The 25,583-nt window shown below is 64.5% G+C and carries 26 protein-coding genes; 14 read left to right on the forward strand and 12 right to left on the reverse strand.

Going from position 1 to position 25,583, the window contains the following annotated elements:
- Positions 1-24 precede the first annotated feature (24 nt).
- Entirely contained in the window at positions 25-717 is a 693-nt protein-coding gene (locus ACY48M_RS04375; RefSeq protein ID WP_462819005.1) for a biotin transporter BioY, read from the reverse strand.
- 108 nt (positions 718-825) lie between these two features.
- On the opposite strand from ACY48M_RS04375, the gene ACY48M_RS04380 reads away from it, so the two are divergent.
- Complete coding sequence (locus ACY48M_RS04380) at positions 826-2,424, forward strand: ABC-F family ATP-binding cassette domain-containing protein (protein WP_462819006.1); 1,599 nt, start codon at positions 826-828, stop codon at positions 2,422-2,424.
- Between the two features lie 63 nt (positions 2,425-2,487).
- On the opposite strand, the gene ACY48M_RS04385 is transcribed toward ACY48M_RS04380, so the two are convergent.
- From ACY48M_RS04385 to ACY48M_RS04395, 3 genes are all read right to left on the reverse strand, one after another.
- The gene (locus ACY48M_RS04385; RefSeq protein WP_462819007.1) at positions 2,488-3,336 is read right to left on the reverse strand and encodes an SURF1 family cytochrome oxidase biogenesis protein; all 849 of its coding nucleotides are present in this window, start codon (positions 3,334-3,336) and stop codon (positions 2,488-2,490) included.
- Entirely contained in the window at positions 3,333-3,494 is a 162-nt protein-coding gene (locus ACY48M_RS04390) for a hypothetical protein (RefSeq protein ID WP_462819008.1), read from the reverse strand. Before ACY48M_RS04390 ends, ACY48M_RS04385 begins: the two co-directional genes overlap by 4 nt.
- Before the next feature lie 68 nt (positions 3,495-3,562).
- On the reverse strand, positions 3,563-3,847 hold the full coding sequence (locus ACY48M_RS04395; protein ID WP_462819009.1) for a DUF3099 domain-containing protein: 285 nt from the start codon (positions 3,845-3,847) through the stop codon (positions 3,563-3,565).
- Between the two features lie 119 nt (positions 3,848-3,966).
- Here ACY48M_RS04395 and fabG point away from each other — a divergent pair, with 119 nt between their 5' ends.
- On the forward strand, positions 3,967-4,677 hold the full coding sequence (gene fabG, locus ACY48M_RS04400; protein ID WP_462819010.1) for a 3-oxoacyl-ACP reductase FabG: 711 nt from the start codon (positions 3,967-3,969) through the stop codon (positions 4,675-4,677).
- A 28-nt stretch (positions 4,678-4,705) separates the two neighbouring features.
- On the opposite strand, the gene serB is transcribed toward fabG, so the two are convergent.
- Together serB and glgC are read right to left on the reverse strand one after the other, a co-directional pair.
- Entirely contained in the window at positions 4,706-5,356 is a 651-nt protein-coding gene (gene serB, locus ACY48M_RS04405) for a phosphoserine phosphatase SerB (RefSeq protein ID WP_462819011.1), read from the reverse strand.
- Between the two features lie 37 nt (positions 5,357-5,393).
- Positions 5,394-6,635: a glucose-1-phosphate adenylyltransferase gene (gene glgC, locus ACY48M_RS04410; RefSeq protein ID WP_462819012.1), complete on the reverse strand. Its 1,242-nt coding sequence runs from the start codon at positions 6,633-6,635 to the stop codon at positions 5,394-5,396.
- Positions 6,636-6,681: 46 nt separating this feature from the next.
- Here glgC and glgA point away from each other — a divergent pair, with 46 nt between their 5' ends.
- From glgA to ACY48M_RS04425, 3 genes are all read left to right on the forward strand, one after another.
- Positions 6,682-7,863 (forward strand): glycogen synthase, encoded by a 1,182-nt coding sequence (glgA, locus tag ACY48M_RS04415; RefSeq protein ID WP_462819013.1) that lies wholly within the window; start codon positions 6,682-6,684, stop codon positions 7,861-7,863.
- Positions 7,864-7,915: 52 nt separating this feature from the next.
- Positions 7,916-8,713 carry an ABC transporter ATP-binding protein gene (locus ACY48M_RS04420; protein WP_462819014.1) on the forward strand — a complete coding sequence of 266 codons (798 nt, stop codon included), beginning with the start codon at positions 7,916-7,918 and terminating at the stop codon, positions 8,711-8,713.
- 76 nt (positions 8,714-8,789) lie between these two features.
- Positions 8,790-9,041, forward strand: coding sequence for a type B 50S ribosomal protein L31 (locus ACY48M_RS04425; protein WP_462819015.1), 252 nt, complete (start codon positions 8,790-8,792; stop codon positions 9,039-9,041).
- A 94-nt stretch (positions 9,042-9,135) separates the two neighbouring features.
- Here the strand turns inward: ACY48M_RS04425 and ACY48M_RS04430 are convergent, their stop codons facing one another.
- On the reverse strand, positions 9,136-9,825 hold the full coding sequence (locus tag ACY48M_RS04430; RefSeq protein WP_462819016.1) for an exonuclease domain-containing protein: 690 nt from the start codon (positions 9,823-9,825) through the stop codon (positions 9,136-9,138).
- Positions 9,826-9,834: 9 nt separating this feature from the next.
- Positions 9,835-11,553, reverse strand: coding sequence for a maltose alpha-D-glucosyltransferase (gene treS, locus ACY48M_RS04435; RefSeq protein WP_462819017.1), 1,719 nt, complete (start codon positions 11,551-11,553; stop codon positions 9,835-9,837).
- A 109-nt stretch (positions 11,554-11,662) separates the two neighbouring features.
- Here treS and ACY48M_RS04440 point away from each other — a divergent pair, with 109 nt between their 5' ends.
- Both ACY48M_RS04440 and ACY48M_RS04445 read left to right on the forward strand, forming a co-directional pair.
- Positions 11,663-12,559 (forward strand): alpha/beta fold hydrolase, encoded by an 897-nt coding sequence (locus ACY48M_RS04440; protein ID WP_462819018.1) that lies wholly within the window; start codon positions 11,663-11,665, stop codon positions 12,557-12,559.
- Complete coding sequence (locus ACY48M_RS04445; protein ID WP_462819019.1) at positions 12,556-13,665, forward strand: glycosyltransferase family 4 protein; 1,110 nt, start codon at positions 12,556-12,558, stop codon at positions 13,663-13,665. Before ACY48M_RS04440 ends, ACY48M_RS04445 begins: the two co-directional genes overlap by 4 nt.
- Here the strand turns inward: ACY48M_RS04445 and ACY48M_RS04450 are convergent.
- On the reverse strand, positions 13,622-14,260 hold the full coding sequence (locus ACY48M_RS04450) for a histidine phosphatase family protein (protein ID WP_462819020.1): 639 nt from the start codon (positions 14,258-14,260) through the stop codon (positions 13,622-13,624). The genes ACY48M_RS04445 and ACY48M_RS04450 overlap by 44 nt on opposite strands.
- On the reverse strand, positions 14,257-15,117 hold the full coding sequence (locus ACY48M_RS04455) for a Sir2 family NAD-dependent protein deacetylase (RefSeq protein WP_462819021.1): 861 nt from the start codon (positions 15,115-15,117) through the stop codon (positions 14,257-14,259). The genes ACY48M_RS04450 and ACY48M_RS04455 overlap by 4 nt, the downstream gene beginning before the upstream one ends.
- 121 nt (positions 15,118-15,238) lie before the next feature.
- Between ACY48M_RS04455 and ACY48M_RS04460 the strand changes: the two genes are divergently transcribed.
- From ACY48M_RS04460 to ACY48M_RS04470, 3 genes are all read left to right on the forward strand, one after another.
- On the forward strand, positions 15,239-16,045 hold the full coding sequence (locus ACY48M_RS04460; protein WP_462819022.1) for a TrmH family RNA methyltransferase: 807 nt from the start codon (positions 15,239-15,241) through the stop codon (positions 16,043-16,045).
- Between the two features lie 53 nt (positions 16,046-16,098).
- Positions 16,099-17,328, forward strand: a complete 1,230-nt coding sequence (locus ACY48M_RS04465; protein ID WP_462819023.1) for a D-alanyl-D-alanine carboxypeptidase family protein — start codon at positions 16,099-16,101, stop codon at positions 17,326-17,328.
- 162 nt (positions 17,329-17,490) lie between these two features.
- Positions 17,491-18,594, forward strand: a complete 1,104-nt coding sequence (locus ACY48M_RS04470) for a fatty acid desaturase family protein (RefSeq protein WP_462819024.1) — start codon at positions 17,491-17,493, stop codon at positions 18,592-18,594.
- A 38-nt stretch (positions 18,595-18,632) separates the two neighbouring features.
- On the opposite strand, the gene ACY48M_RS04475 is transcribed toward ACY48M_RS04470, so the two are convergent.
- Complete coding sequence (locus ACY48M_RS04475) at positions 18,633-19,394, reverse strand: SGNH/GDSL hydrolase family protein (protein WP_462819025.1); 762 nt, start codon at positions 19,392-19,394, stop codon at positions 18,633-18,635.
- Positions 19,395-19,548: 154 nt separating this feature from the next.
- Here ACY48M_RS04475 and ACY48M_RS04480 point away from each other — a divergent pair, with 154 nt between their 5' ends.
- Together ACY48M_RS04480 and ACY48M_RS04485 are read left to right on the forward strand one after the other, a co-directional pair.
- Positions 19,549-19,815, forward strand: a complete 267-nt coding sequence (locus ACY48M_RS04480; protein ID WP_462819026.1) for a GlsB/YeaQ/YmgE family stress response membrane protein — start codon at positions 19,549-19,551, stop codon at positions 19,813-19,815.
- A 99-nt stretch (positions 19,816-19,914) separates the two neighbouring features.
- Positions 19,915-21,720, forward strand: coding sequence for a DEAD/DEAH box helicase (locus tag ACY48M_RS04485; protein ID WP_462819027.1), 1,806 nt, complete (start codon positions 19,915-19,917; stop codon positions 21,718-21,720).
- Between the two features lie 72 nt (positions 21,721-21,792).
- On the opposite strand, the gene ACY48M_RS04490 is transcribed toward ACY48M_RS04485, so the two are convergent.
- Positions 21,793-23,070, reverse strand: a complete 1,278-nt coding sequence (locus tag ACY48M_RS04490) for a glutamyl-tRNA reductase (RefSeq protein ID WP_462819028.1) — start codon at positions 23,068-23,070, stop codon at positions 21,793-21,795.
- A gap of 38 nt (positions 23,071-23,108) precedes the next feature.
- On the opposite strand from ACY48M_RS04490, the gene hemE reads away from it, so the two are divergent.
- Together hemE and ACY48M_RS04500 are read left to right on the forward strand one after the other, a co-directional pair.
- The gene (hemE, locus tag ACY48M_RS04495; RefSeq protein WP_462819029.1) at positions 23,109-24,179 is read left to right on the forward strand and encodes a uroporphyrinogen decarboxylase; all 1,071 of its coding nucleotides are present in this window, start codon (positions 23,109-23,111) and stop codon (positions 24,177-24,179) included.
- A gap of 7 nt (positions 24,180-24,186) precedes the next feature.
- Positions 24,187-25,575 (forward strand): protoporphyrinogen/coproporphyrinogen oxidase, encoded by a 1,389-nt coding sequence (locus ACY48M_RS04500; protein WP_462819030.1) that lies wholly within the window; start codon positions 24,187-24,189, stop codon positions 25,573-25,575.
- Positions 25,576-25,583 lie beyond the last annotated feature (8 nt).

The raw sequence follows: 25,583 nt of genomic DNA on the forward strand, positions 1-25,583 counted from the left end.
CCTCAGGCGCCCCGCGCGGGCACCCTAGCCTCGCAGGCTGGTCGTAGTGGGTCTCGGGCCGGCTTCGGCGGCCTTTCGGTGAAGCCTGATGTCGACATGCCACGCTGCTGAGACGAGCGCGGCGGTGACGATCACCTTGACGCCGCCCGCAAACACGAGGGGCGTGACACCATCCTGAAGCGCCCGAAAAAGATCGAAGCCGTTGAGTGTCAGCAGGCGCGCGACGCCGAAGATGTAGACGAGCACTGTGATGAGAGCTGAACAGGCAAGGTTGCTCCAAAAGCGACGGTCCCACCGTCGCCCCGCACACAGTCCGGCAAGAATAGCCGCCGCAACAAAGCCGACAAGATACCCGCCGGTCGGCCCGGCGAAGTGCTCCCAGCCCGACGCACCCTGGTTGAACACGGGCAGACCCGAGAGCCCCATTCCGATATAGAGGATCAGTGCCAAGCCCCCGCGAACCGCACCGAGGGTGTACCCAACAATCAGGACGCCGATGATCTGACCGGTTGACGGTACCGGCCACAGCGGCACCACAAACTGGCCCGCCTGCGCCACGACCGCGGCGCCGCAGAGGATGAGCACAAGATCCATGAATAGGGCGGGGGTGAAGACCCGGTCGGCCAGCGTCTGCGGGCCGACATGGATGCGACGCCGATTCAGCTCGTTGAGGATGCGTCGCACACCGGAGCCCCGTGGGTCGCGTGGGTCACGCATCGTCACCTCTCATCACCCCTGAGAGTCGAGGTGCCAGAACGCAAATATACTAGTGCTTTCCCCTTTAACCATCGCTTCTCTCTTGAAGACATTGAACGGACTCTGCCTGTGCTCAGCGTGCTAGACCTCGAGATCCGCGTAGGAGCTCGCACGCTCATGGAGGGCGTCACCTTCCGTGTCGACCGTGGAGACAAGATTGGCCTTGTCGGCCGCAACGGCGCGGGCAAGACGACCCTCACGAAAACGCTTGCCGGCGAAACCGTTCCGACGAGCGGACGCATCGATCGCACGGGTGAGGTCGGCTACCTGCCACAGGATCCGCGATCAGGAAACCCCGAAGACCTCGCGCGCACGCGCATCCTCGATGCGAGAGGGCTCGGCCAGCTTGTCGTCGGAATGCAGCAGACGAGCGCTGACATGGGCTCAGACGACCCAGCGATCGCCGCCGCAGCGATGAAGAAGTACTCGAGCCTCACCGACCGCTTCGATGCGCTTGGCGGATACGCCGCCGAGGCAGAAGCCGCATCCATTGCGAGCAATCTCAACCTGCCTGACCGCATTCTCGATCAACCGCTCAAGACGCTCTCCGGTGGCCAACGCCGTCGCATCGAACTGGCGCGCATCCTTTTCTCCGACGCCGAGACGATGATTCTTGACGAACCCACGAACCACCTCGATGCCGACTCTGTCGTGTGGCTCCGCGAGTTCCTCAAGGGCTACAGCGGCGGCTTTATTGTCATCAGTCACGATATCGACCTCGTCGGCGAGACCGTCAACAAGGTCTTCTACCTCGACGCGAATCGTCAGATGATCGACGTCTACAACATGGGGTGGAAGCACTATCTGCGCCAACGCGAGGCCGATGAGGAGCGTCGCAAGAAAGAGCGCAGCAACGTCGAGAAGAAGGCGACCGTGCTGCAGCAGCAAGCGGCTCGCTTCGGTGCCAAAGCGAGCAAGGCTGCGGCCGCGCACCAAATGGTGCGTCGCGCCGAGAAGATGCTCTCAGGGCTCGAAGAGGTGCGCACGGCTGACCGCGTCGCAAAACTCCGGTTCCCTGACCCTGCACCCTGTGGCCGCACACCACTCACCGCGAACAACCTCAGCAAGAGCTACGGCTCGCTCGAGATCTTCACGGCGGTCGACCTCGCGATCGATCGCGGGTCAAAAGTCGTCGTCCTCGGCTTCAACGGGGCCGGCAAGACGACGCTGCTTCGGATGCTCGCTGGCGTGGATGCTCCAGACACAGGGCAGGTCGTGCCTGGCCACGGCCTTCGCATCGGCTATTACGCTCAAGAGCACGAGACCATCGATGTGAAGCGCTCGGTGCTTGAGAACATGGTGTCGTCGTCGCCGAATCTCACCGAGACGGAGGCGCGCAGGGTGCTCGGTTCGTTCCTCTTCACCGGGGATGACTCGTACAAGCTGGCGGGGGTGCTCTCCGGCGGTGAGAAGACACGTCTCGCACTCGCCATGATTGTCGTGTCGGGCGCGAACGTGCTCCTACTCGATGAGCCCACAAACAACCTCGACCCGGCAAGCCGAATCGAGATCCTCGATGCTCTCGCGAACTATGCGGGCGCGGTCGTGCTCGTGAGCCACGATGAGGGCGCCGTCGAAGCCCTCAACCCGGAGCGGGTGCTGATCTTGCCCGACGGGGTCGAAGACCACTGGAGCCCCGACTACGCAGAACTCATCTCGCTCGCCTGAGTACACTCGCGTGCACCCAGCGCTGGGTTATCGAACCTCGCAGCGCTATTGAACTTCGCAGCGCTATCGAACTTCGTCGAGCAGTGCATCCTCTTCTTCTGCGTCACTCGGAGCCCGAAGGGCCTTCTTTGCCTCGCGTCGCTCGATCTCGCGCCGCACCCGCTCGTCTTCGGAGTTCACGACGAGATACTCCTGCCTGAGCGCCCAGCCGAGCCCGATGAACGCGAGCAGTGCAAAGACGTACCACTGCAGCGCATAAGAGAGATGCGGGCCCTCATCGGGTTCTGGCTTCGCTTCGACGATCGGCGTCTCGGCAGGTTCCGGTGCCTGTTCCGCCACGAGGCCGTACGCGGCGGTATACGTCGGCAGATCGAGCCTCTCGGCGATCTCCGGCAAATGGATCGTGGCGACCTGGTTGGTGCCGACCGGGGAGCTGCGACCAGGGAGCGTTGGTTCTCCTGCTGTCAGTCTGGCGACGACGGTCACCCTGCCGCTCGGTGCTGCGGGAACGGCATCGGGAGCGTCTTGCTCCGAACCCGTCGGCACCCACCCGCGGTTGACAATGAAGACGGTGCCATCGTCGAGGAGCAGGGGAGTTAGCACCTCGAAGCCTGGGCTGCCCCCGTAGGGGCGGTTGCGCACGAGCATCTCCTCGTCGACCAGATAGGTGCCCTCGAGCACGACGGGCGTCCATTCTTGCGATTCGCTGTAGGCGTCGAGGGAGTCGAGCGCGCGCTGCAGCTCGACCGGTTCACGATCGTAATTAGCTTCAACGAGTGCGATCTCTTGCTGCGACACCGCGCGACGATCGAACTGCCAGTTGCCAAAGCCGACGCTCATGATCGCGAAAACAATCACGAGCGCAAAGTAGCCCGCCCAGCGCCACGTGAGGATAAACCGCCAACCACTCACGACCCGACCCCCGAGGCTTCCCCTTGATCAAATGGCGTCACCACGACGGGGAACTCGCGGGCCTCAAGGTAGTCGCGGAGATAGTCATCGTGGTCGTCACACGCGAGCCAAATCTTGGTGCGGTCGCTGGCGTGAATCTTTGGGTTTCTCCACTGCACGGCACGCGTCGCGGTTTCACGACAGCCAGCCCGCGAGCACGACGGCGGCGCGGTGTCATCAAAACCGATCACGTCGGCGTACCGCCCTCTGGCTCGCGCACGACGAGTGCTCGTGCATCTGGCGCCTCCACGGAGCCGCCGCTCGTCGCCGAAACATTCGCAGCAACGACGGCGACATACGGAAGCACGATGGCACCGATTGCAGGAATGACGAGCCACCATCCCGGCGTGAAGAAGCACGCGATGATGCAGACAAGCCGGATGCTCATAGCGACGCTGTACCGGATCATACGTTCGCGCCGGTCGTCGTCCGGCGACCGGGGGAGCGAGGTGATGGGTTGGGGCTTTGCCATGAGGGATCTGCTTCTAGCCTACGACTAAGATCGTATGAGTTTGCCGGAACCAGGTGGTCCCGCAGATTCGACGACAGGCTGGCCTTCGATCGGCCATGACACGGCAGGAACACGACACGATGACGACAACGAGAACAGTGCTCGTGACCGGGGGCAATCGCGGCATCGGCTTTGCCATCGCCGAAGAGTTCATCGCGCAGGGGCATCGGGTGGCCGTCACGGCACGCTCCGGCGAAGGGCCTGCGGGCGCGCTGACCGTTCGCGCCGATGTCACCGACCCTTCCTCGATCGATGCCGCCTTCACGCAGGTGGAGGCCGAGCTCGGACCGGTCGAAGTGGTTGTTGCGAATGCGGGGATTACAAAAGACACCCTGCTCATGCGCATGAGCGACGAGGACTTCACCTCGGTGGTGGAAACCAACCTCACGGGCGCTTTCCGCGTCGTGAAGCGTGCGTCAAAGGGGATGCTCAAGGCTCGCTTCGGCCGTATAGTGCTCGTCTCGAGCGTCGTTGGGTTGTATGGCGGTCCCGGCCAGGCGAACTACGCGGCGTCGAAGGCAGGACTCGTGGGCTTTGCCCGATCGATCACACGGGAGCTCGGCTCCCGCGGAATCACGGCGAATGTCGTGGCCCCCGGCTTCATCGAGACGGACATGACCGCCGAACTGCCGGCAGAGACACAGGCGCAGTACAAGGCGACAATTCCCGCAGCTCGTTTCGCATCGCCGCAGGAGGTCGCACGAGTTATCGCCTGGGTTGCTGGCGACGATGCTGCCTACATCAGTGGCGCGGTCATCCCAGTGGATGGCGGACTCGGAATGGGCCACTAGCCAGGCCAGTTGCCGACGAGACCTGTCGTCAGCGGGTGGGGGCGAGGCCGATCGCCGGGAGCACCATGGCGAGGTCGCGAATGTCGAGCACGACATCAGCAGCACCTCGGACTGGCGCCTTCGCATCGAATGCGATTGACAGACCGGCGATCTCCATCATTTTGAGGTCGTTCGCACCATCCCCGATCGACACGGTCGCGCGAAGGGGAACCCCGGCATCTGCAGCCCACTCCGCGAGTGTCGCGGCTTTTGCCTCTGCGTCGATGATGACACCCTCGACTCGCCCGGTGAGAACGCCATCGGCGATCTCGAGGCGGTTTGCCCGACAGTAGTCGAGCCCGAGATCCGCAGCGAAGGGGTCGATCACCTCATGGAAGCCGCCGGAGACGACCCCAATCCGGCCACCTGCTGCATGCACCCCCGCGACAAGCTCTGGCACCCCTTTCGTCACCACGACGCGCGACCGCACTGCGGCGATGGCTGCGACAGGGAGGCCCGCAAGCGTCGCGACGCGCTCCCGCAGGCTCTCCTCAAAGTCGATTTCGCCATTCATGGCGCTGAGGGTGACCTCGGCGACGCGATCGAGGCTGCCGGCCTCAGCCGCAAGCAATTCGATCACCTCGTTCTCGATGAGTGTCGAGTCGACATCGAGCACGACGAGAAGTGACATGGCTTGCATCCAAACGGGAGGCCGGAGCGCCACGGGCGCACGGGGATCAGTTGACGACGTGAATGCCCTTGCCAACGACCGTGATGCCGGATTCTGTAACGGTATAGCCGCGGGCCCGATCGGCTGCAGCGTCAACCCCCACCGTCGCACCGGCGTCGACAACGACTTCTTTGTCAAGGATAGCCCGCTGCACGACGGCACCCTGGCCGATCCGCACACCGTCGAAGACGATAGAGTCCACCACTCTGGCCCCGGCATCGATCGTCGCCCAAGGTCCGAGCACGCTGCGCTCAACGTGAGCGCCAGAGAGGAGCGAACCGAGCGAAACGATCGAATCGATCGTCGTGCCGAGGTTGCCGGTCGCATCACGCACAAACTTCGCCGGGGGAGCGTTGAACTGCTGATTGAAGATCGGCCACGTACGGTTATAGAGGTTGAACACCGGCAGCGCCGAAATGAGGTCCCGGTGCGCGTCGTAGTAGGAGTCGATGGTGCCGACATCGCGCCAGTAATACCGGTCGCGATCCGTTGCTCCAGGGACCTCGTTCCGGTTGAGATCGTAGACCGCGGCATCTCCCCGTGACACGAAGTCGGGCACGATGTCCCCGCCCATGTCGTGGTTCGATGACGGTAGCTCCCCGTCACGCAGCACAGCATCCATCAGCACATCGGCGTCGAAAACGTAGTTGCCCATTGAGGCAAGCACCTCCTCGGGAGAATCCGGCAGCCCGATCGGATGCTGCGGCTTCTCATGGAAGGCGTGGATGCGAGTTGGATCCTCCGAGTCGACCTCGATGACCCCGAACTGGTCGGCGAGCGAGATGGGCTGACGGATCGCCGCCACGGTGACACCGGCTCCCGAGGCGATGTGCGCCTCGATCATCTGGCTGAAGTCCATGCGGTAGACGTGGTCGGCACCGACCACAACGACGATGTCGGGCTTCTCGTCGCGCAGGAGGTTGAGGCTCTGGAGGATGGCATCAGCAGATCCCGCGAACCAGCGCTTGCCGAGTCGCTGTTGCGCCGGCACTGACGCGACATAGGAGTTTGTGAGGCCAGAGAGCCGCCAGGTCTGCGAAACATGCCGGTCGAGGCTGTGTGACTTGTATTGCGTGAGCACGACGATCTGCCGAAGGCCTGAGTTGATCAGGTTCGAGAGAGCGAAGTCGATAAGGCGGTAGTTCCCCGCGAACGGGACGGCGGGCTTCGCTCGGTCTGCAGTCAAGGGCATGAGTCGCTTGCCCTCGCCACCGGCGAGCACGATTCCGAATATCTTCTGGGAGGCCATGGCTCCACAGTATGCGCGAACCCCCGGCTGTACTACCGTTCAATCTGTGAGAGTCGACGTGGTCACCCGTGAATATCCGCCAGAGGTCTACGGCGGTGCCGGAGTCCATGTCGCCGAACTCGTTCGTGAGCTCCGCTCGAGTGTCGATGTGCACGTCCGATGCTTCGGTGCCGACCGTGACGAAGGCGGTGTGACCGCGTATCGAGTGCCCGAAACTCTCGTGGCCGCCAATCCCGCGCTCAGCACGCTGGGCGTCGACCTTGCCATCGCCCAAGACATTGCGGGCTCCGACGTCGTGCACTCCCACACCTGGTATGCAAACGGCGCCGGCCATCTTGCATCACTGCTCCACGGCATCCCACATGTCGTGACGGCGCACAGCCTCGAGCCGCTGCGTCCGTGGAAGGCCGAACAGCTCGGGGGCGGCTACCGCGTCTCAAGCTGGATCGAAGAGACCGCCTTCACCGGTGCCGATGCAGTGATCGCCGTGAGCGATGGCATGCGCCGTGACATCCTGCGCAGCTATCCGACGATCGACGCCGAACGGGTGCACGTCGTGCACAACGGCATCGATCTCGAATCGTGGCAGCCCCGGCACGACCCCGATGCACTCCGCGCCCTCGGAATCGACCCCGATCGGCCATCGGTCGTGTTCGTCGGCCGAATCACCCGACAAAAGGGGCTGCCGTATCTCTTGAAAGCCGCCGCGCAGCTCCCGAGCGAAGTGCAGCTCATCCTGTGTGCCGGTGCGCCAGACACACCGGCGTTGATGGCAGAGGTGCGCGCGGCGGTGCAGTCGCTTCAGGATGCTCGCAGCGGGGTGGTCTGGATCGACCGCCAGCTTCCGCGGCCCGAGCTCTGTGCCGTGCTCACCGCGGCGACGACATTCGTCTGCCCTTCGATCTATGAACCGCTCGGTATCGTCAACCTCGAGGCCATGGCGTGTGGCGCACCAGTGGTGGGCACGGCAACCGGGGGCATTCCGGAAGTCATCGATGATGGCGTCACCGGTCGACTCGTCCCCATCGAGCAGGTCGATGACGGCACAGGCACGCCGATCAACCCTGAGCGCTTCATCGAGGATCTCGCGAGAGCCCTGATCGAGACGGTGTCAGACCCCGAGGCGGCGGCGCGAATGGGCGCTGCTGGGCGCCGACGGGCCGAAGAGGAGTTCGGCTGGGATCGCATTGCACGACGCACAGAAGAGATCTACCGAAGCCTGCTCTGAACGCACGCTGTGTCACGGCCTTCGGCGGCACTCCTGAGGGTAGGGTTGATTCATGGCCAGCGTCCTCCAGCTTTCTGATGTTTCCGTGGTGCGCGACGGCAACACAATCCTCGACTCCATCGACTGGACAGTCGAGAGCGACGAACGGTGGGTCATTCTTGGACCGAACGGCGCAGGCAAGACGACGCTCCTGCTCCTCGCCTCAGCCCTGATCCACCCGACATCGGGCGACGCGCAACTTCTCGATGCACGCCTCGGCAGCGTTGACGTATTCGAGCTCCGGCCGAGAATCGGTTTTGCCTCCACCGCGATGGCCCGGCGCCTGCCCCGCAACGAACGGGTGATCGACGTCGTCATGACGGCGGCCTACTCGGTGACGGGTCGCTGGACTGAGAGCTATGAGGAGCTCGATTCGCGTAGGGCCGAGCGCGTGCTTTCTGAATGGAAGCTCAGCCACCTCGCCGAACGCCGCTTCGGCGACCTGAGCGACGGCGAGCAGAAGCGAGTGCAGATCGCACGATCGGTCATGACCGACCCAGAGCTTCTCCTCCTCGACGAACCAGCTGCAAGCCTCGACGTGGGCTCGCGCGAAGAACTGCTGCAACTCCTCAGTGGCTACGCGTCGTCATCCGAAGCTCCAGCGATCGTCATGGTCACGCATCACGTCGAGGAGATCCCTGTGGGCTTCACGCACGCCATGCTGCTCGCCGATGGCGGTGTCCGCGCGACCGGGCCCATCAATGAGGTCGTGACATCAGAGCTTCTCAGCGACACCTTCGGGCTTCCACTCGAGGTGCGCAACGACGGTGGGCGCTTCACCGCGCGGGCCGCCGAGTTTCTGGTATCGTAGACAGCTGGCCGTCGCGACGTCGACGTTTCCACAGTCTTAGATCCTGTTCAACGAAATCCACTCAAGGAATCACCTCATGAAGTCTGGCATTCACCCCGAGTACGCACCCGTCGTCTTCCGTGACCTCGCGTCGGGCGCCACGTTCCTGACGCGCTCCACCGTCGGCAGCGACAAGACGATGGAGTGGGAAGACGGCAACACCTACCCGGTCATTGACGTCGAGATCTCGTCGGAGTCGCACCCGTTCTACACGGGCAAGCAGCGCATCATGGACTCGGCCGGTCGTGTCGAGAAGTTCAAGAACCGCTACAAGGGCTTCGGCAACTAAACAGCTTCACATCGGACCGTGAGTCCGATGGCAACGGGCGGGTGGCTTCGGCCACCCGCCCGTTTTGCGTTCAGCCCGACCGCGCTATCGATGTCTACCGCTGCGGCCAGGCGGTTGACGTCACAAACGACGGGTCCTTCGTGCGTCGCATGTAGTCCTGAAAGCTCTCTGCCTGCTGGGCGTACCATCCGATCTGGGCCTGATGCAGCCCAGCGGCGTCTTCCGGAAGGTCGCTCGCGAAGCGGCGCACAATCGCTTGCGCCACGCGGCCGGCGGCGACCGCGTCGGCGCCAGCATCGTGCGCATCTGTGAGGTCGACTCCGTAGTGCGCGGCCGAGACCTCGAGCGTGCGCTTGCCACGCCGATAGCGGTCGACTGCCTTATCGATGACGAGCGGGTCGACGACGGGAAACGGCTCACCGAGCGGTTCGAGGCCGTAGCGTATCGCCTCGCGGTGCAGCAGAGAGAGATCATAGGGCGCGTTGAACACCGTGACCGGAATGCCGCGAGAGAGCAGCCCTCGAAGGGCCTCAAGAATCTCACTCACGACGTCGACGGCGGGTCTGCCCAGTCGCCGCGCTCGCTCGGTCGTGATGCCGTGCACCGCGGAGGCCCCTGCCGGGATCTCGACCCCTGGGTCTGCCAACCAGAGGTGCTGCTCGACGCTGCCACCGGCCCCGTCGATCACGCCAACGTGGGCGGAGACGATGCGGCTGGTGTCGATGTCGATCCCAGTTGTCTCGAGATCGAATACCCCCAGCACATCAACCCACGAAGTGTTCACTCTTTCACCCTAGAGGTGGCCTCCGACATGCGAACCCACATGCAACCAGTAGAAACTCTGGGTGCCGAGCGTGAGTGTCAGGCTGCCGTCGTCGGTGAACGCCGGGAAGTCTCCGCCGCCGAACAAGTCGACGAGGCCCGCCCCGGCGAGTTCCTCCGCCGTGATGGTCACCGAGACCGGATTGTGGGCGAAGCTGAACACGCAGAGCACCTCTTCTGCCGCGTCACCAAACTGGGTGCCTGAGCCCTCGTACGACCGCACGAATGCGAGCACGGACTCGTGGCTTGTCTGCAGCACGCGAATGCCTCCGAGCCCGAAGACGGGGTGAGCCTTGCGTACGTGGATGACATTTCGCACCCAGTGGAGCAGCGAGCGCGACTGGGCGAGCTGCGACTCCACATTGGTCTGCGTGTAGTGGTACACGAGCGACTGCACCACGGGGAGGAAGAGCTTGCCGGGGTCGGCCGAGGAGAACCCCGCGTTGCGATCGGGCGTCCACTGCATCGGGGTTCTCGACGCATCGCGGTCTGGAAGCCAAATGTTGTCGCCCATGCCGATCTCGTCGCCGTAATAGAGAAACGGGCTTCCGGGCAATGAGAAGAGCAGTGCGTGCGCCAGCTCCAACTCGTCACGGGAGTTGTCGAGCAGGGGAGCGAGGCGACGTCGGATGCCGACATTCACGCGCATCCGGGGGTCGTAGGCGTACCAGCCGTACATCGCCTGGCGATACTCCTCCGAGACCATTTCGAGCGTCAGCTCGTCGTGGTTGCGAAGGAATACGCCCCAGCCGGCGCCGTCAGGAATGTCGGTGGTCTCGCTGAGCACCTGAACGAGTTCGCTCGCATTCTGCGACCGCAGCGAGTAAAAAATGCGCGGCATGACGGGGAAGTCGAATGCCATGTGACACTCCGGCTCTTCTTCAGTGCCGAAGAATGCGGCGACCTCACGCGGCCACTGGTTCGCCTCCGCGATCATGACGCGGCCGGGGTAGTCATGGTCGACCATTGCGCGGAGTCGCTTGATGAACTCGTGGGTTGGCGGCTCACCCTCGCCGTTGCCCTCCTCGGATTCGTAGAGGTAGGGAATTGCGTCGAGCCTGAAGCCGTCGACGCCGAGATCAAGCCAGAACCGCACGACATCGAAAACAGCGTCGTGCACGGCCGGGTTCTCGTAGTTGAGGTCGGGCTGGTGTGAGAAGAAGCGGTGGAAGTAGAACTGACGGCGCTCGGAGTCGAACGCCCAGTTCGAATCTTCGGTGTCGGTGAAGATGATGCGGATGTTCTCAAACTTCTCGTCAGTGTCGCTCCAGACGTAGAAGTCACCGAAGGGGCCGTCTGGGTCTGAGCGCGACTGCTGGAACCAGTCGTGCGCATCCGAAGTGTGGTTCAGCGGGAGGTCGATGATGACCCGCATGTTGCGCTCGTGCGCCTTCGTCACGAGCTCGCGGAACTCGTCGAGTGTGCCGAACTCAGGAAGGATCGCCTTGTAGTCGGCGACGTCATAGCCACCGTCGCGGAGCGGTGAGGTGAAGAACGGCGGAATCCAGAGCGCGTCGACGCCCAGCCACTGCAGGTAGTCGAGCCTGGAGATGAGCCCGCCGAGGTCGCCGGTGCCGTCGCCATTGCTGTCGACAAACGATCGCACCATCACCTGGTAAAAAACGGAACGGCGGTACCACCGGGGGTCGAGGGTCAGCCCTGGCAGCTGGATTGGGGCGGTAAAGCTCACGGGGCTCCTCTCGGGGGCAGAAAACAGACGTGATGAGTCTAAGACGCCAGCGGCACCACCGAGGTGTGAAAGGGCTGACGCACACCGCGCGTTGCCTAGACTGAGCAGGATGAACGTCCAATCCCCGTACGCCGGTTCCCTCGCGCGACTCCCGATCAGCGAATCGACTATTGTCGTGCTCGGCAGCGAGACAAAGTACTGGGTGTATGGCGATCCGGATGCCGCGACCACCGTCGTGCTCACGCACGGCTACCGCGGCGAGCACCACGGCCTCGAGCCTGTCGTCGCCCACCTGCCTGGCGTGCGATTCATCGCCCCCGACCTGCCAGGGTTCGGGGAGTCGACACCAATGCATGGGGTGACACACGACGTTGAAGGGTACGCGCGCTGGCTCGCCGCCTTCATCGCGGCCATCGAGCTCGGGGGTCGTGCCGTCGTCCTCGGCCACTCCTTCGGTTCCATCATCGCCTCCGCCGCGGTCGCCGGCGGGCTCTCGACCCCCGCACTCATCCTGATCAATCCGATCGCTATCGCTGGGCTCAAGGGGCCGCGACCGATTGCCACCGCGGTCACAGTGGCGTTCTACCGCTCGGCACGCTGGCTTCCCGAACGCGCAGCGCGCGCCGCACTTGGGTCCCCGATCATCGTGCAGTTCATGAGTTCTGCACTCGTCAAGACGAAGGATGCGGCGCTGCGGCGCTGGATCCACTCACAGCACCACACCTACTTCAGTCGATTCGCCAGCAAGCGCACCGTCCTTGAGGGCTTCGAGGCATCCGTCACGCGGAGCGTGGGAGAGTTCGCCGCCGACATCTCGATTCCGACACTGCTCGTTGCCGCCGAACTCGACGACATCACGCCGCTCTCGGCCGTCAAGGCCCTCCACACCGCCATCGCGGATTCGACGCTCGTCGTGATCCCGGAGGTCGGGCATCTCATCCACTACGAGACGCCCGCGGCAGCAGCATCCGCCATTGAGGCGTTCCTGGCCACCGTCCGTTCGTGAAGATCGTCTTCGACTGTCGCTACACGCGACTCGAACGCCACGATGGCATCAGCCGCTATACGGCCGAGCTCGTTACTGAACTCGCACGACTCACCCCCGTTACGATGCTCATCAGCGATGAGCGGCAGTTGTCGATGCTGCCAGACCTCCCCTGGATCATGGGCACAGATCCAACGAGCGTGCGTGAGCCGTGGGTCTCGAGAATCGTGAATCGCGCTGCACCGGATGTCGTCTTCACCCCCATGCAGATGATGGGCTCTCTCGGTCGGCGCTACCGCTTCATCCTCACCCTGCACGACCTCATCTACTACCGGAGCCCCACCCCACCGCGGGACCTCTCGTGGCCTGTGCGCGCCGGTTGGCGGATCTACCACCTCACCTATCTCCCGGCGCGGATGCTGCTGCGTCGGGCCGACGCCATCGTCACCGGTTCGTTCACGACCCGCGACGAAATCACGGAGGCCGGCATTACGAAGCAGCCCATGACGGTCGTCCGCAGTGCCGTGAGGCAAGCACCAATCGAACCCAGAGTTGCTCCAACAACACGAACGCTCGTCTACATGGGCTCGTTCATGCCGTACAAGAACGTCGAGACAATCGCCACCGCGATGCAGTCACTGCCCGGATACACGCTCCACCTGCTGAGTCGAATCGGCGCGTCCGATCGCCGCAGGCTCGAGGCACTCGCCCCGAGCGGCACCATCGTGTTCCGCGACGGAGTCAGCGACGAGGACTACCGCGCCGCACTGCTCAGTGCGACAGCGCTCATCTCCGCGTCGCGCGACGAGGGATTCGGAATCCCCCTCGTCGAAGCGATGGCCGTCGGCACACCGATCGTCGTGAGTGACATCCCCGTCTTTCACGAGATCGGAGGTCGCACCGCCGGATACTTCGACCCCGACGACCCTGCCGGACTCGCGGCAGAAGTTCGCAAACTCGAGGCACCGGGGGAGTGGGAGCGACGGTCGGCGCTCGCCCTCGAACAGGCGGCCGAATTCACCTGGGAGCGCTCAGCACGAACGCTCTATGAGCTCGCCACACGGGTCGCATCACAACCGCGTGCTAGCGGGCGGCCTCGCGACGCTCGACGGCGTTCTGCTCGCTGATGTCAGCGGCGCCATCACCGGCAGACTCGAGCTCCTCGTTGAACGAAACAAGCCGCAACGAGCCCTCGACATAATCCAGCATATGCACCGAGCCGTTCGGGATCAGTTCAGTGTGGTGATCACCCTCCCCGGGCTCGATTCGCTTGAGCACCGAGCGAATGAGGCCGCCGTGGCTCACCACGAGGAGCCTGCCACCCTGGTGGGTTTCTGCGAGGTCGATGAGTGCTGGAATGGCGCGCGCCGCAGCATCCGAACGCCGTTCACGGCCCGGCACGGGGCTCAGACCGGGGAATCGCTCCTCGAGGTCAGCGGCCGACAGGCCCTCGGCCTCGCCGTAATGGCGCTCGATCACCGCATCGATAGTCGCCGGCGCCGTGAGACCAAGCCGTCGGGCAACGATCTCGGCCGTCTCGAACGCACGGGAGAGCGGGCTCGAGAACACACGATCCCACGCAACGCCCGAAGCGAGGGCATCGGCAGTCTGCCGGGCCTGTCGTCGGCCGGTCTCATTGAGAGGAATATCGGAGCGACCCTGGATGCGGCGCTCGCGATTCCACTCCGTTTCGCCGTGGCGGATAAAGGCGATTCGGGTCACGCCAGCAGCCTGGTCTCGAGCTCTTGCAGCGTCGGCGATGTCCCCGCGTCAATCTTCAGTGTCGCCCGACCGTCGGCCTTCGTGACCCCACGATTCACGACGATGACGGGGGCCTTGCGCCGAAGCGCCACCTCAAGCAGGCGAATGCCGGAGTTCACGATGAGCGACGACCCCGCCACGAGAAAGACGTCGGCAGCGTGCACGAGCGCGCGCGCCTCTGCGAACCGCTCGACCGGCACAAACTCGCCGAAGAAGACCACGTCAGGTTTGAGTACGCCGCCACAGACCGAGCACGCCGGGACGACGAAGTCGGAGAGACGCTCCGGCGTGACGTCACCATCGGGGCCGAGCTCGACGGGCTCGGCATGATCGAGCCATGGGTTTGACGCCGAGATAGATTCGGCGATCGCCCCGCGAGCGAAGTACTGGCCGCAGTCGAGACAGCGCACGCGGTCCATCGAGCCGTGGAGATCCACCACGCGAGAAGAGCCTGCCCCGAGATGCAAACCATCGACATTCTGGGTCACAACACCGTTGGTGACCCCGGCCGCCTCAAGCGAGGCGAGCGCGCGATGGCCTGCATTGGGGCGTGCTCGAGAGAACGCATGCCACCCGAGATGGCTGCCTGCCCAATACCGTCTGCGATATGGCTCACTCTCGATGAACTGGGAGAAGGTCATGGGCGAGCGCAGGGGTGCGCCTTCGCCTCGATAGTCAGGGATGCCGGAGTCGGTGCTGATTCCGGCCCCGGTGAGCACTGCAAGCGTGCGGCCGCGGATCAAACGCTCGGCGGCGTCGATCATTTCGGGCGGCGCAGCATCCGCGGCGGCCGGCCGCAGGGCGGTGTCTTCTGGCATGCAGCTTCCTCATCGAGAGAACGGGGGAGAAAACCCCTCTCACACCTTAAGCGTTCGCAGCATCCGATATGTTTCACCAGGCCACGAGAATGCGCCGCGACACTGCGAATGGAGTTCGACGATGCCAACGATCAGGGTCGATGATCTCTCCGCGCCAGGGCTCGACGACTTCGCCCGTCTGACCGACGTGGTGCTGAGGCGTCTGCAGGAACCCGCGGGTGGCCTCTACATCGCCGAATCCTCAAAAGTCATTGCGCGTGCCATCGAGGCGGGTCACACGCCGCGTTCATTTCTCGTGCTCGAAAAGTGGCTCGGAGAGGTCGAACACTACGGCGAACGCTTCGACGTGCCGGTCTATGTCGGCGACGACGAAATGCTCACCTCGCTCACCGGATTCAGCCTCCACCGCGGAGCACTCGCATCCATGCGACGGCCACCCCTCGCCGCCGTCGAAGACATCATTGCCAACGCCAGGCGCATCGTTGTGCTCGAAGACCTCACCGACCACACCAACGTCGGCGCAATCTTCCGCGCCGCGGCCGGGCTCGGGGCGGATGCAGTGCTCGTCACCCCTCGATGCGCCGACCCGTTCTACCGCCGAAGCGTGCGCGTGAGCATGGGGAGCGTGCTGCAGGTGCCTTGGACTCGGTTGCCCGAGTGGCCGGCGGCGCGCGACATCCTCAGTGCTGCTGGATTCCATATCGCCGCGCTTGCCCTCACCGACGGCGCAGTCGCGCTCGACACCTTCGCAACCGATCCGCCGGAGCGAATCGCCCTCGTGATGGGGACAGAAGGCGATGGTCTGAGTCGGGCGGCGATTGACGCCGCCGACACCGTTGTGACCATCCCAATGGCGCGCGGGGTCGATTCGCTCAATGTCGCGGCAGCGAGTGCCGTTGCGATGTGGGAGCTTCGCGTGCGCGACTGACCCACCGCGCACGATGCGCGGGACGGAGCCACGCGTCTCCTAGGATTGATCTCGTGCCACCCACCCGAGCCCAGGTCTATCGGCGTCGTCGGCTCGTCGTGTTCGGTGCCGCAGGGGCGCTTCTTGTCGCTGGTTCGTACCTGCCGATGACTCTCTTCGCACCTCTCGATGCAACCACCGCGGCGGTCGCCGAGGTCGAGGCGCCGGCGACCGTCGCGGCCGAACTCGCGTGGCCATCAAGCACCGCCATCGGCATCGGCGCCATCGGTGTAGAGGGTGTGCTCGCATCAACCGGCAGCACCGAGGTGTTGCCGATGGCGAGCATCAGCAAGATCGTCACCGCTCTCACGGTGATTGAACACCACCCGATCACACTCGACGACCACGGGCCCTCCATTGAGCTCACGGCCGAGGATGTCTCGTACTACGCAATGTTCCAAGCGCGGGGTGCCACGGTGAAACCCGTGACTGCAGGCGCGGTGCTGTCCCAATATCAGGCGATGCAGGCAATGCTGCTGCCATCTGCGAGCAACTACACGTACTCGCTCATCAACTGGGCATTTGGCTCTGAGGCGGCGTTCGTCGAGGCCGCGAATACCTGGCTCATCGACAACGGATTCACGCAGACGACGCTGGTTGAGCCGACCGGACTCGACCCCCGCAACAGCAGCACGGTTGCCGAACTGATCGAACTCGGCAAACTCGCGCTGGCCGATCCAGTGATTGCCGAGATCGTCGCGACGCCAACCGTGGACTTGCCGGGCGCTGGCATCCTCGAGAATTCGAATGAGATCCTCGGCACCTACGGTATCGACGGAATCAAGACGGGCACGCTCCCGGAGGCTGGCGCGTGTCTGCTCTTCTCGTCGGACTTCGAGGTCGGCGGTCACACGGTTACGATCGTGGGCGTGGCCCTTGGCGGAGTGCTCCACGACGTGCAATATCCGCAGATCCAATCGCTCGTGCAGACTGTGCAGTCGGGCTTCCGCGACGTCACCCTCGTTGAGCAGGGACAGGTGTTCGCGGAGTACACAACCGAATGGGGCGACTCTGCCTCTGCGGTTGCCGGCGAAGGCGCCTCGGCGCTCGTGTGGAGCGACACGGCGATCTCGCTTGAGGTCGCCACCGATGAGGTCACAACCGCCGCAGAGGGAGAGCGCGTCGGCACCCTGAGCTACTCGGTCGGCACTCAGCGCATTGAGGTAGCCCTCCTGCTCGATGAGAGCATCGATGATCCTGGCGCTCTGTGGCGTCTCGGCAATCCGTCGCTCGTATTCGGATAGACGTTGAATATGCTCGATTGTGCATATTCAACTCTGGGAATATGCCATACTCGCCGTGTAATACTCGCCCGTGTCATAATCACCGCGTAGTCTGATGGGTATCCGTTGTAGCAAGGCGCTTCATCTTTACCCGACTGGGAAGTCAACTGATCGAGGAGATGAATGACAGCCTCAGCCGAGCCCCAGCCCACTGTGACATTCACCAAAACCCGTCCTGGTGGAGATCGCAAGAGCCCGACGACCGAGTACTCATCACTCCTCAATACCGTGCGCGATGCCGGACTTCTTCGCCGCGCACAGTGGTTCTACATCGCCATGTTTGCGGGTATCACGCTCGCCCTCGGCGGTCTGATCACGGGCTTCATACTTCTCGGTGACAGCTGGTTCCAACTCCTTATCGCTGCCGGGCTTGGCATCGTCCTCACGCAGTATGCGTTCCTCGCTCATGAGGCATCGCATCGGCAGATCTTCACCTCTGGCAAGCTCAACGACATCGTGGGCCGCACGCTCGCGAATCTCTTTGTCGGCATCAGCTACCAGTGGTGGATGACGAAGCACTCGCGTCATCACGCGAACCCCAACATCGTTGGCAAAGACCCTGACATCGAGCCCGACTTTGTCGTGTTCCAGGAGGTTGACGCGGCAAAGGCGAAAGGCTTGTACGCCTGGGCGCTCAAGCGACAGGGCTACCTTTTCTTTCCCGCGCTCACACTTGAGGGCCTGAATCTTCACATGCACGGTCTGAAGACCGTGTTCGGCAAAGGCAAGGTTCAAGGCCGTTGGATTGAGATCACGATGATCCTGACCCGCCTTGGCAGCTACCTCGCCGTGCTCTTCATCATGTTGCCGGTTGGCATGGCGTTCGCCTTCCTCGGCGTGCAGCTCGCGGTTTTCGGCGTGTACATGGGCGCTTCCTTCGCGCCGAACCACAAGGGAATGCCGATTCTGCCTCACGACTCGAAGGTCGACTTCTTGCGCCGCCAGGTGCTCACCTCGCGGAACATTCGCGGCGGCTGGTTGATGGACACCTTCATGGGCGGCCTCAACTACCAGATCGAGCACCACCTCTTTCCCAACATGCCGCGCCCGCACCTCAGGAAGGCGAACGAGATCGCCAAGGAATACTGCGCGACGAACAACATTCCGTTCACCGAGACCTCACTTTTGCAGTCCTACGGAATCGTCATCCAGTACCTCAACCGCGTCGGGCTCTCAGCCGGAGGCGACCCGTTCGATTGCCCGGCGTCGACGCAGTTCGGCCGCTAAATTCTTCAACGATTGAGCACCACCCCGTAGCGACCCGGTCAGAACCCGGGTCGCTTCGGCGTTATGCCGTCACCAGACGACTGATGGCGCACGCGCCGCACGACCCAGGGCACAAGATGCTCGCGCGCCCACACCATGTCGTCGGCGCGAGCCTCACGCCATGGCCGAGGCGGCAGCGGTTCCGGACTGAACGGCACGAGCCCATGGTCGACCCCGAGCGCCTCGAGCACCTCGATTGCGATCACATGGTGGCCCATGGGAGAGAAGTGCAGGCGGTCCGAGGCCCACATTCGAGCATCCTGCAGCTCGCGGAGCGACCACATGTCGATGACGACCGCCTCGTGACGCCTCGCAATCCCGCGAATGTTCTCGTTGTAGATGGCGACCTTGCCCCTCAGCCGACGCATGACCGGTGTCATACCGATGTCAGGGCCGTTGAACAGTGCAACGGTCGCGCCGCCGGAGCGAAGGCGCTCAACAGCGCTCTCGAGCCGTACGGCGACCTCATCGGGGTCGGTGTTTGGTCGGATGATGTCGTTGCCGCCAGCAGAAATCGACACGAGGTCTGGCGTGAGCTCGAGCGCTGGCTCAAGCTGTTCATCGATGATCTGCTGCAGCAGCCTGCCACGGATCGCGAGGTTTGCGTACGAGAACGGCTGATGGTCGATCGCGAGAACCTCGGCCACGCGATCAGCCCACCCGCGGTGCCCGCCTGGGCTTTTCGACTCCGGGTCTCCGATGCCTTCAGTGAATGAGTCGCCGAGGGCGACGTAGCGGGACCAAGGGTGGTGCGGTGTCATACCTCAATGCTGTCCCACGGGTGCCCTGGCGGCAAACCGCCCTTACCCCACAAAGCTTGAGATCGCATGGGTTGTCCCCAAATGGGGGTGGTGCCACCATTGTCTCGTGCTCTGCAGTGGAGCACGAAAACTATTTGCAGGAGTGTGAAAGACCATGGGAATCATCGCTTGGATTATTCTGGGGCTGATTGCGGGCGCGATCGCCAAGGCCATTCTTCCCGGCAAGAATGGTGGCGGCTGGATCGCCACCCTGATCATCGGAGTCGTCGGCGCCCTGCTCGGCGGCTGGATCGGCAGCGCCGTCTTCGGCGTCGGTCTTGAGGACTTCTGGTCGATTCAGACGTGGCTCGTCGCCATTCTCGGCGCGCTGCTCGTTCTGGTCATCTGGGGCTTCATCACCCGCGGCAGCCGCAGGGCATAACCTGCGCCGTAGCGCACCGAGACCCCCGTCCCGCTCTCAGCGGCGCGGGGGTCTCGGCGTGTGGTCGCCTGTCGGTGGCGACAGCTACCATTGGATCCAGTGAACACCTCAGCGAACTTCGGCCGGCCAGTCGGCACGTTCGCCGCGGAGCACCTTTCTCCCGCCTTCCCCGAGCGGGCAGCCCGCGGCACAGCCGACAAGCTCAGAGCTTGGCAGCAGGAGGCACTCGATGCCTACCTGTCGGCGAGTCCGCGAGACTTTCTCGCGGCCGCGACGCCAGGCGCCGGCAAGACCACGTTCGCGCTCCGCATTGCGACCGAACTCCTTGCAAGCGGCGCCATCAATCGCATCACCGTTGTCGCGCCAACCGAGCATCTGAAGAGTCAGTGGGCCGAAGCGGCACATCGCGTTGGCATCCGTCTCGATCCAGGGTTCAAGAATGCTGACGGGCATCACGGTCGACACTTCCACGGTGTCGCCGTTACCTACGCGCAGGTGGCAACGAGGGCAGCGCTTCACCGTTCAATGACCGAGAGCGGGCGTTCGCTCGTCATCCTCGACGAAGTGCATCACGGTGGTGATGCACTGAGCTGGGGCGATGCCATCCGCGAAGCATTCGAGCCGGCAGTGCGTCGACTCTCGCTCACCGGGACGCCCTTTCGCAGCGACACATCGCCGATTCCCTTCGTCTCGTATCACCCCGACGAGCACGGCATCCGAACCTCAAGAGCGGACTACAGCTATGGCTATGGACGCGCCCTTGCCGACGGTGTGGTGCGCCCAGTCATCTTTCTCTCGTATGCGGGCAAGATGCGCTGGCGCACCCGCTCCGGCGACGAGATGGAGGCCCGGCTTGGAGAGGGCGACACCAAAGATGTCACGGCGCAAGCATGGCGCACGGCCCTCGACCCGGAGGGCGACTGGATTCCCTCCGTGCTCAAGGCCGCAAATCGGCGACTCACCGAGGTGCGCAACGGGGTTCCGGATGCCGGGGGCCTCGTGATTGCGACAGACCACTACGCCGCTCGGGCGTACGCCGAAATCCTCAAGCAGATCACGGGTGAGGACCCGACCGTGGTGCTTTCCGACGAGAAGGCCGCGAGCGATCGGATCGCCACGTTCGCCGCCGGAACCTCGCGGTGGATGGTGGCGGTGCGGATGGTCTCTGAGGGCGTTGACGTGCCGAGGCTCGGCATCGGCGTCTACGCGACATCCGCCTCAACGCCCCTGTTTTTCGCGCAGGCAATCGGGCGATTCGTGCGCACCAGACGGCGCGGCGAAACGGCCTCGATTTTTCTCCCCAACGTGCCGGCGCTCATGGCCCTCGCGCAGACAATGGAACTCGAGCGCGATCACGCACTCGACCGCGAAGATCGTGATGGCCTCGAAGAGATCGAGCTCGACGATGATGCACTCGACGAAGCGAACCGCACAGAGTCTGCCTCGGCCGACGCTGACCTTTTCGACTTCAAGGCGCTCGCGTCTGAGGCCCAATTCGACCGTGTGCTCTATGACGGGGGCGAGTTCGGCTTTTCTGCCGAAGTCGGCAGCCTCGAAGAGCTCGACTTTCTCGGCCTTCCGGGCCTGCTCGACCCGGATCAGGTGCGGGACCTGCTGCAATCACGCCAGGCGCGGCAGTCGCGCCGCAGTGAGGGGCGCAAGCGCATTGCAGAGGCGTTTGACGCCGAACTTGACGAGGGCCAGCCCCTGCACCGCACGCTCAAGGAGCAGCGCAAGCTTCTCAACAGCCTCGTCGGGATGCGAGCGAAGCGCACAGGCGAGGCACACGCTCTCATCCACGCCGAACTGCGCCGCCGAGCGGGCGGCCCGGCAGTGCCGCAGGCGAGCGTGACGCAGCTTCAGGCACGCATCGACCTGCTGCGGCGCGGAGCCATGCGCACGTAGCGACACCTCACGCGTGCGAAACGGGCAGCGCACGGAGTGGCGACCTGCGCTGCGTTCGGGACGGCGACGGACTCAGGCGGGGAGCTCGTCGGCCGCGGCATCCGGCTCGACCATGCGACGGTGGGTGAGCTCATCGACCGGGCCAAAGAGGGTCGTCACGGCGTCGAAGACGCCGTCGGCCTCGCCCTCGCGGGCGGCAAGACGTGCACGCTCCGATGGGGCGTGGAGCAGCACACCGACAAGATGGCGCATGTCAGCCTCTGATTGGGCGCTCCACGTGCCGCGGCTCTTCGCTCGCTCAATCTCGGATTCGAGCACCGAAAACACCTGTCGACGCATCGTCGCGATCGCGGGCGCCGCGCGACGCTCGGCCTCGCGCGCGTGGAACTCGGTTGCGGCGTCGAGCACGATCTCGTGGGCATCGCTTGTCGCGGTGAGCTCCTCTAGCGGAGCGTGAAGGCGGATGGTCTCGAGGTCGAGCAGTTCGACGCCGTCGACGGTGGCGACAGCCGGGTCGACGTTGCGGGGGAGACCGAGATCGACGATGAGGCGTCGCGAACCAGACCCGACGACCTCGGGAGTCACGACTGGATCTGGACGGCTCGTGCAGGTCACGACAACTCGAGCGTCGGCGAGAGCGTCGGCGAGATCATCCGCCGCTGTGAGGCCAAGTCGCGCAGCGAAACGCGCTGCGCGCCCCGACGGCGAGTAGACGACGATGTCGCGTACCCCGCGATCACGGAGCGCCGCAACGCTTGTCGCCGCGTACGCGCCCGTGCCAATAAGAAGCACCGAGGTCGTTGCCCAATCGGTGATGCGGCTGGAGGCGAGCTGCAGCGCGAGTCGCACAACCGATCGCCCGGCGTGGCCGATCGCGGTGCGGGTTTTGACCCCCCGCGAAGCGGACGATGCCGTCTGAAAGAGTCGCTCGAGATTTGACGTGGCCGTGCCGACCTGGCGTGCAGAATCGAGCGAGCGTCGCACCTGGCCAGCAATCTCATCTTCGCCGATGACGACCGACTTGAGCCCTGCCGACACCGCAAACAGGTGGTGCACGACATCGTCGCCACCGAGTGCTTCGATGGCCGTCTCGAGATCGTCACTCCGGATGCCGGTGGAATCGGCGAGCGCACTCAGGATGTGGGCAGCTGCGGCCTCACGATCGCCGACCTTGTTCTCATCGACGTCAAGATATGCCTCGAAGCGATTGCAGGTCGCGAGCACGACAGCGCCCTGCACAAAATCGTTGTCGCGGACGAAGCGGGGCCCGATGTCTGCGCCACCGGCAGAAAGCCGTTCGAGTACGTCGAAACTCGCACTGGTGTGGTTAGCGGAGAGACAGACGAGCACACATCAATGCTACCTGTCAATAGTGACAGACTTGACGCGTGACCCTTCCTGACCAGCATCCACTCTCGACCGGCCGCACGAGCGATTCGGCCCTCATCCGCAGCTACCGGGGTGAGCGCACCACGCCGCTGCCCGTGTGGTTCATGCGACAGGCGGGGCGTTCGCTGCCCGAGTACCGCGCCCTCCGCGAGGGGACGGCCATGCTCGACTCGTGCCTCACCCCGTCCCTTGCGAGCGAGATCACCCTCCAGCCCGTTCGCCGCCACGGGGTAGATGCCGCAATCTTCTTCAGCGACATCGTGATTCCGCTGCGGCTCGCGGGCGTTGCAGTCGAGATCGTCTCCGGCCGCGGGCCTGTGCTCGATTCGCCCGTGCGCACAGCGGCGGATGTCGCCAACCTGCCAGAACTCGACCCAGAATCGCTCGCCCCCATCACCGAGGCGATCGGCATCACGGTGGCGGAGCTCGGCTCGACCCCCCTCATCGGTTTCGCGGGCGCGCCATTCACGCTCGCGTCGTACCTCGTCGAGGGTGGGCCCTCACGCGAGCAGTTGCGCACGCGTGCGCTCATGCATTCGGAGCCGGAGGTTTGGGCGCGCTTGCTCGACTGGACCGCGGATGTCACCGGTGCGTTCCTCCGCGCCCAGGTGCTCGCCGGCGCGAGCGCTGCGCAGCTCTTCGACTCGTGGGCGGGCTCGCTCTCCCTCACCGACTATGAGACTCGGGTGGCGCCGCATTCGCGTCGTGCGCTCTCGCACATCGCCGATCTCGCGGTGCCGAAGGTGCACTTCGGTGTCGGCACGGGCGAGCTCCTCGCGGCGATGCGCGATGTCGGCGCGGATGTCGTCGGAGTTGACCACCGCATCCCGCTCGATGAGGCGAACCGTCGGCTCGGTGGCGCTGTTCCGCTGCAGGGCAATATCGACCCTGCCCTCCTCGCGGCGCCGTGGCCGATTCTCGAGGCGCACGTGCGCGATGTGATCACCCGAGGCAGCGAGGCGCCAGCGCATGTCGTGAATCTCGGCCACGGGGTTCCCCCCGAGACCGACCCGACCGTGCTCACCCGTCTCGTCGAGTTCATCCACGAGTTCTCGGCCCCGACGGCATGACGACGGTATGACAGCGCACGAGCACGAGGGTGAGCACGAGAATCGCCTCGAGGCTGACGCGTCGGCTCCCCAGACGGTGCCCGATGTCGACTGCATCGTCGTCGGCGGCGGGGTGGCCGGGCTCGTTGCGGCGCGCGTTCTCGTGCTCGCGGGTCTCTCTGTCACGCTGCTGGAGGCATCCGATCGGCTCGGTGGCAAAGTGCGCTCGCATGTGGTCGATGGCTTGACGCTCGATGCGGGCGCTGAAAGTTTCGCGACGCGCCGCGGCACGGTCGCCGAGTTCGCCGAGCGGCTCGGGCTCGCGCACGATGTCGTGCTGCCGAACCCGGTGGGCGCCTGGCTGCAACCGGATGACGCCACAGCCGTGCCCCTGCCGAAGGCAGGCCTGTACGGGATCCCCTCTGTGCCGCTTGCCGCCGACGTCATCGACGTCGTCGGTTTCTTCGGTGCATTGCGGGCGCAACTCGATTCGCTGCTGCCAGGGTTTATTGGCTCGCGCGAGCAGACCCTCGGCGCGTTTGTGCGCCGACGCATGGGCCGACGCGTGGTGGAACGCCTTGTCGCTCCCGTGACGATGGGCGTGCATTCGCGGCATCCTGATGCGCTCGATCTCGACACCGTCGCACCCGGCCTGCGCGCCGGGCTCAAGAGTGAAGAGTCGCTCGCGAGTGCCGTGCGGGCCATGCGAGCGGCAGCCCCAGCCGGGTCTGCCGTAGCGGGATTCACGGGCGGTGTTGCGCAACTCGTCGTGACCCTCGAGGCGGCACTCGATCGCTTCGGCGTCGATGTGCGGCGGTCGACGGCCGCGGTGGCGGTGGATGCGACGGGCGTGACGCTCGGCGACGGGACAAGGATCACGGCCCGCGCCGTGGTGCTCGCAGCCCCGGATGTCGGGCTCACGGAGCGCACGCAGACAGCCGAGCTGAGCCGGGCCGACGTCGTGCTCGCGACACTCGTCGTGCGATCGGCCGCACTCGACGCGGCGCCACGCGGTACGGGGGTGCTCGTGGGTGCGGCGTGCACCGCCGTCACGGCGAAGGCGCTCACGCATGCGACAGCGAAGTGGCCATGGCTCGCAGAGAGAGCGGGGGATCACCGACATGTCCTCCGGCTCTCGTACGATGCCGCCCGCGTCGCCGAGATGGATGACACGGCGCTGCGGGGCCGTGCCCTCGCCGACGCGGCTCGTCTGCTCGAAACACCGCTGCGCGACAGCGATGTCCTCGGGTTCGGGAGAGTGGAGTGGGCGGCAGCAACGATCGACGACCGGCCGGCGATCGACGGCGTGACCCATCTCGGTGAGACCGCCTCCGGCACAGGGCTCGCCGCCGTGATCGCGCACGCCCAGCGGGAGGCGACACGTCTCGCCGCCGAGCTTGCCCCCGCCGCTCCGTGAATGGCGAA

This window comes from Homoserinimonas flava (assembly GCF_054969005.1).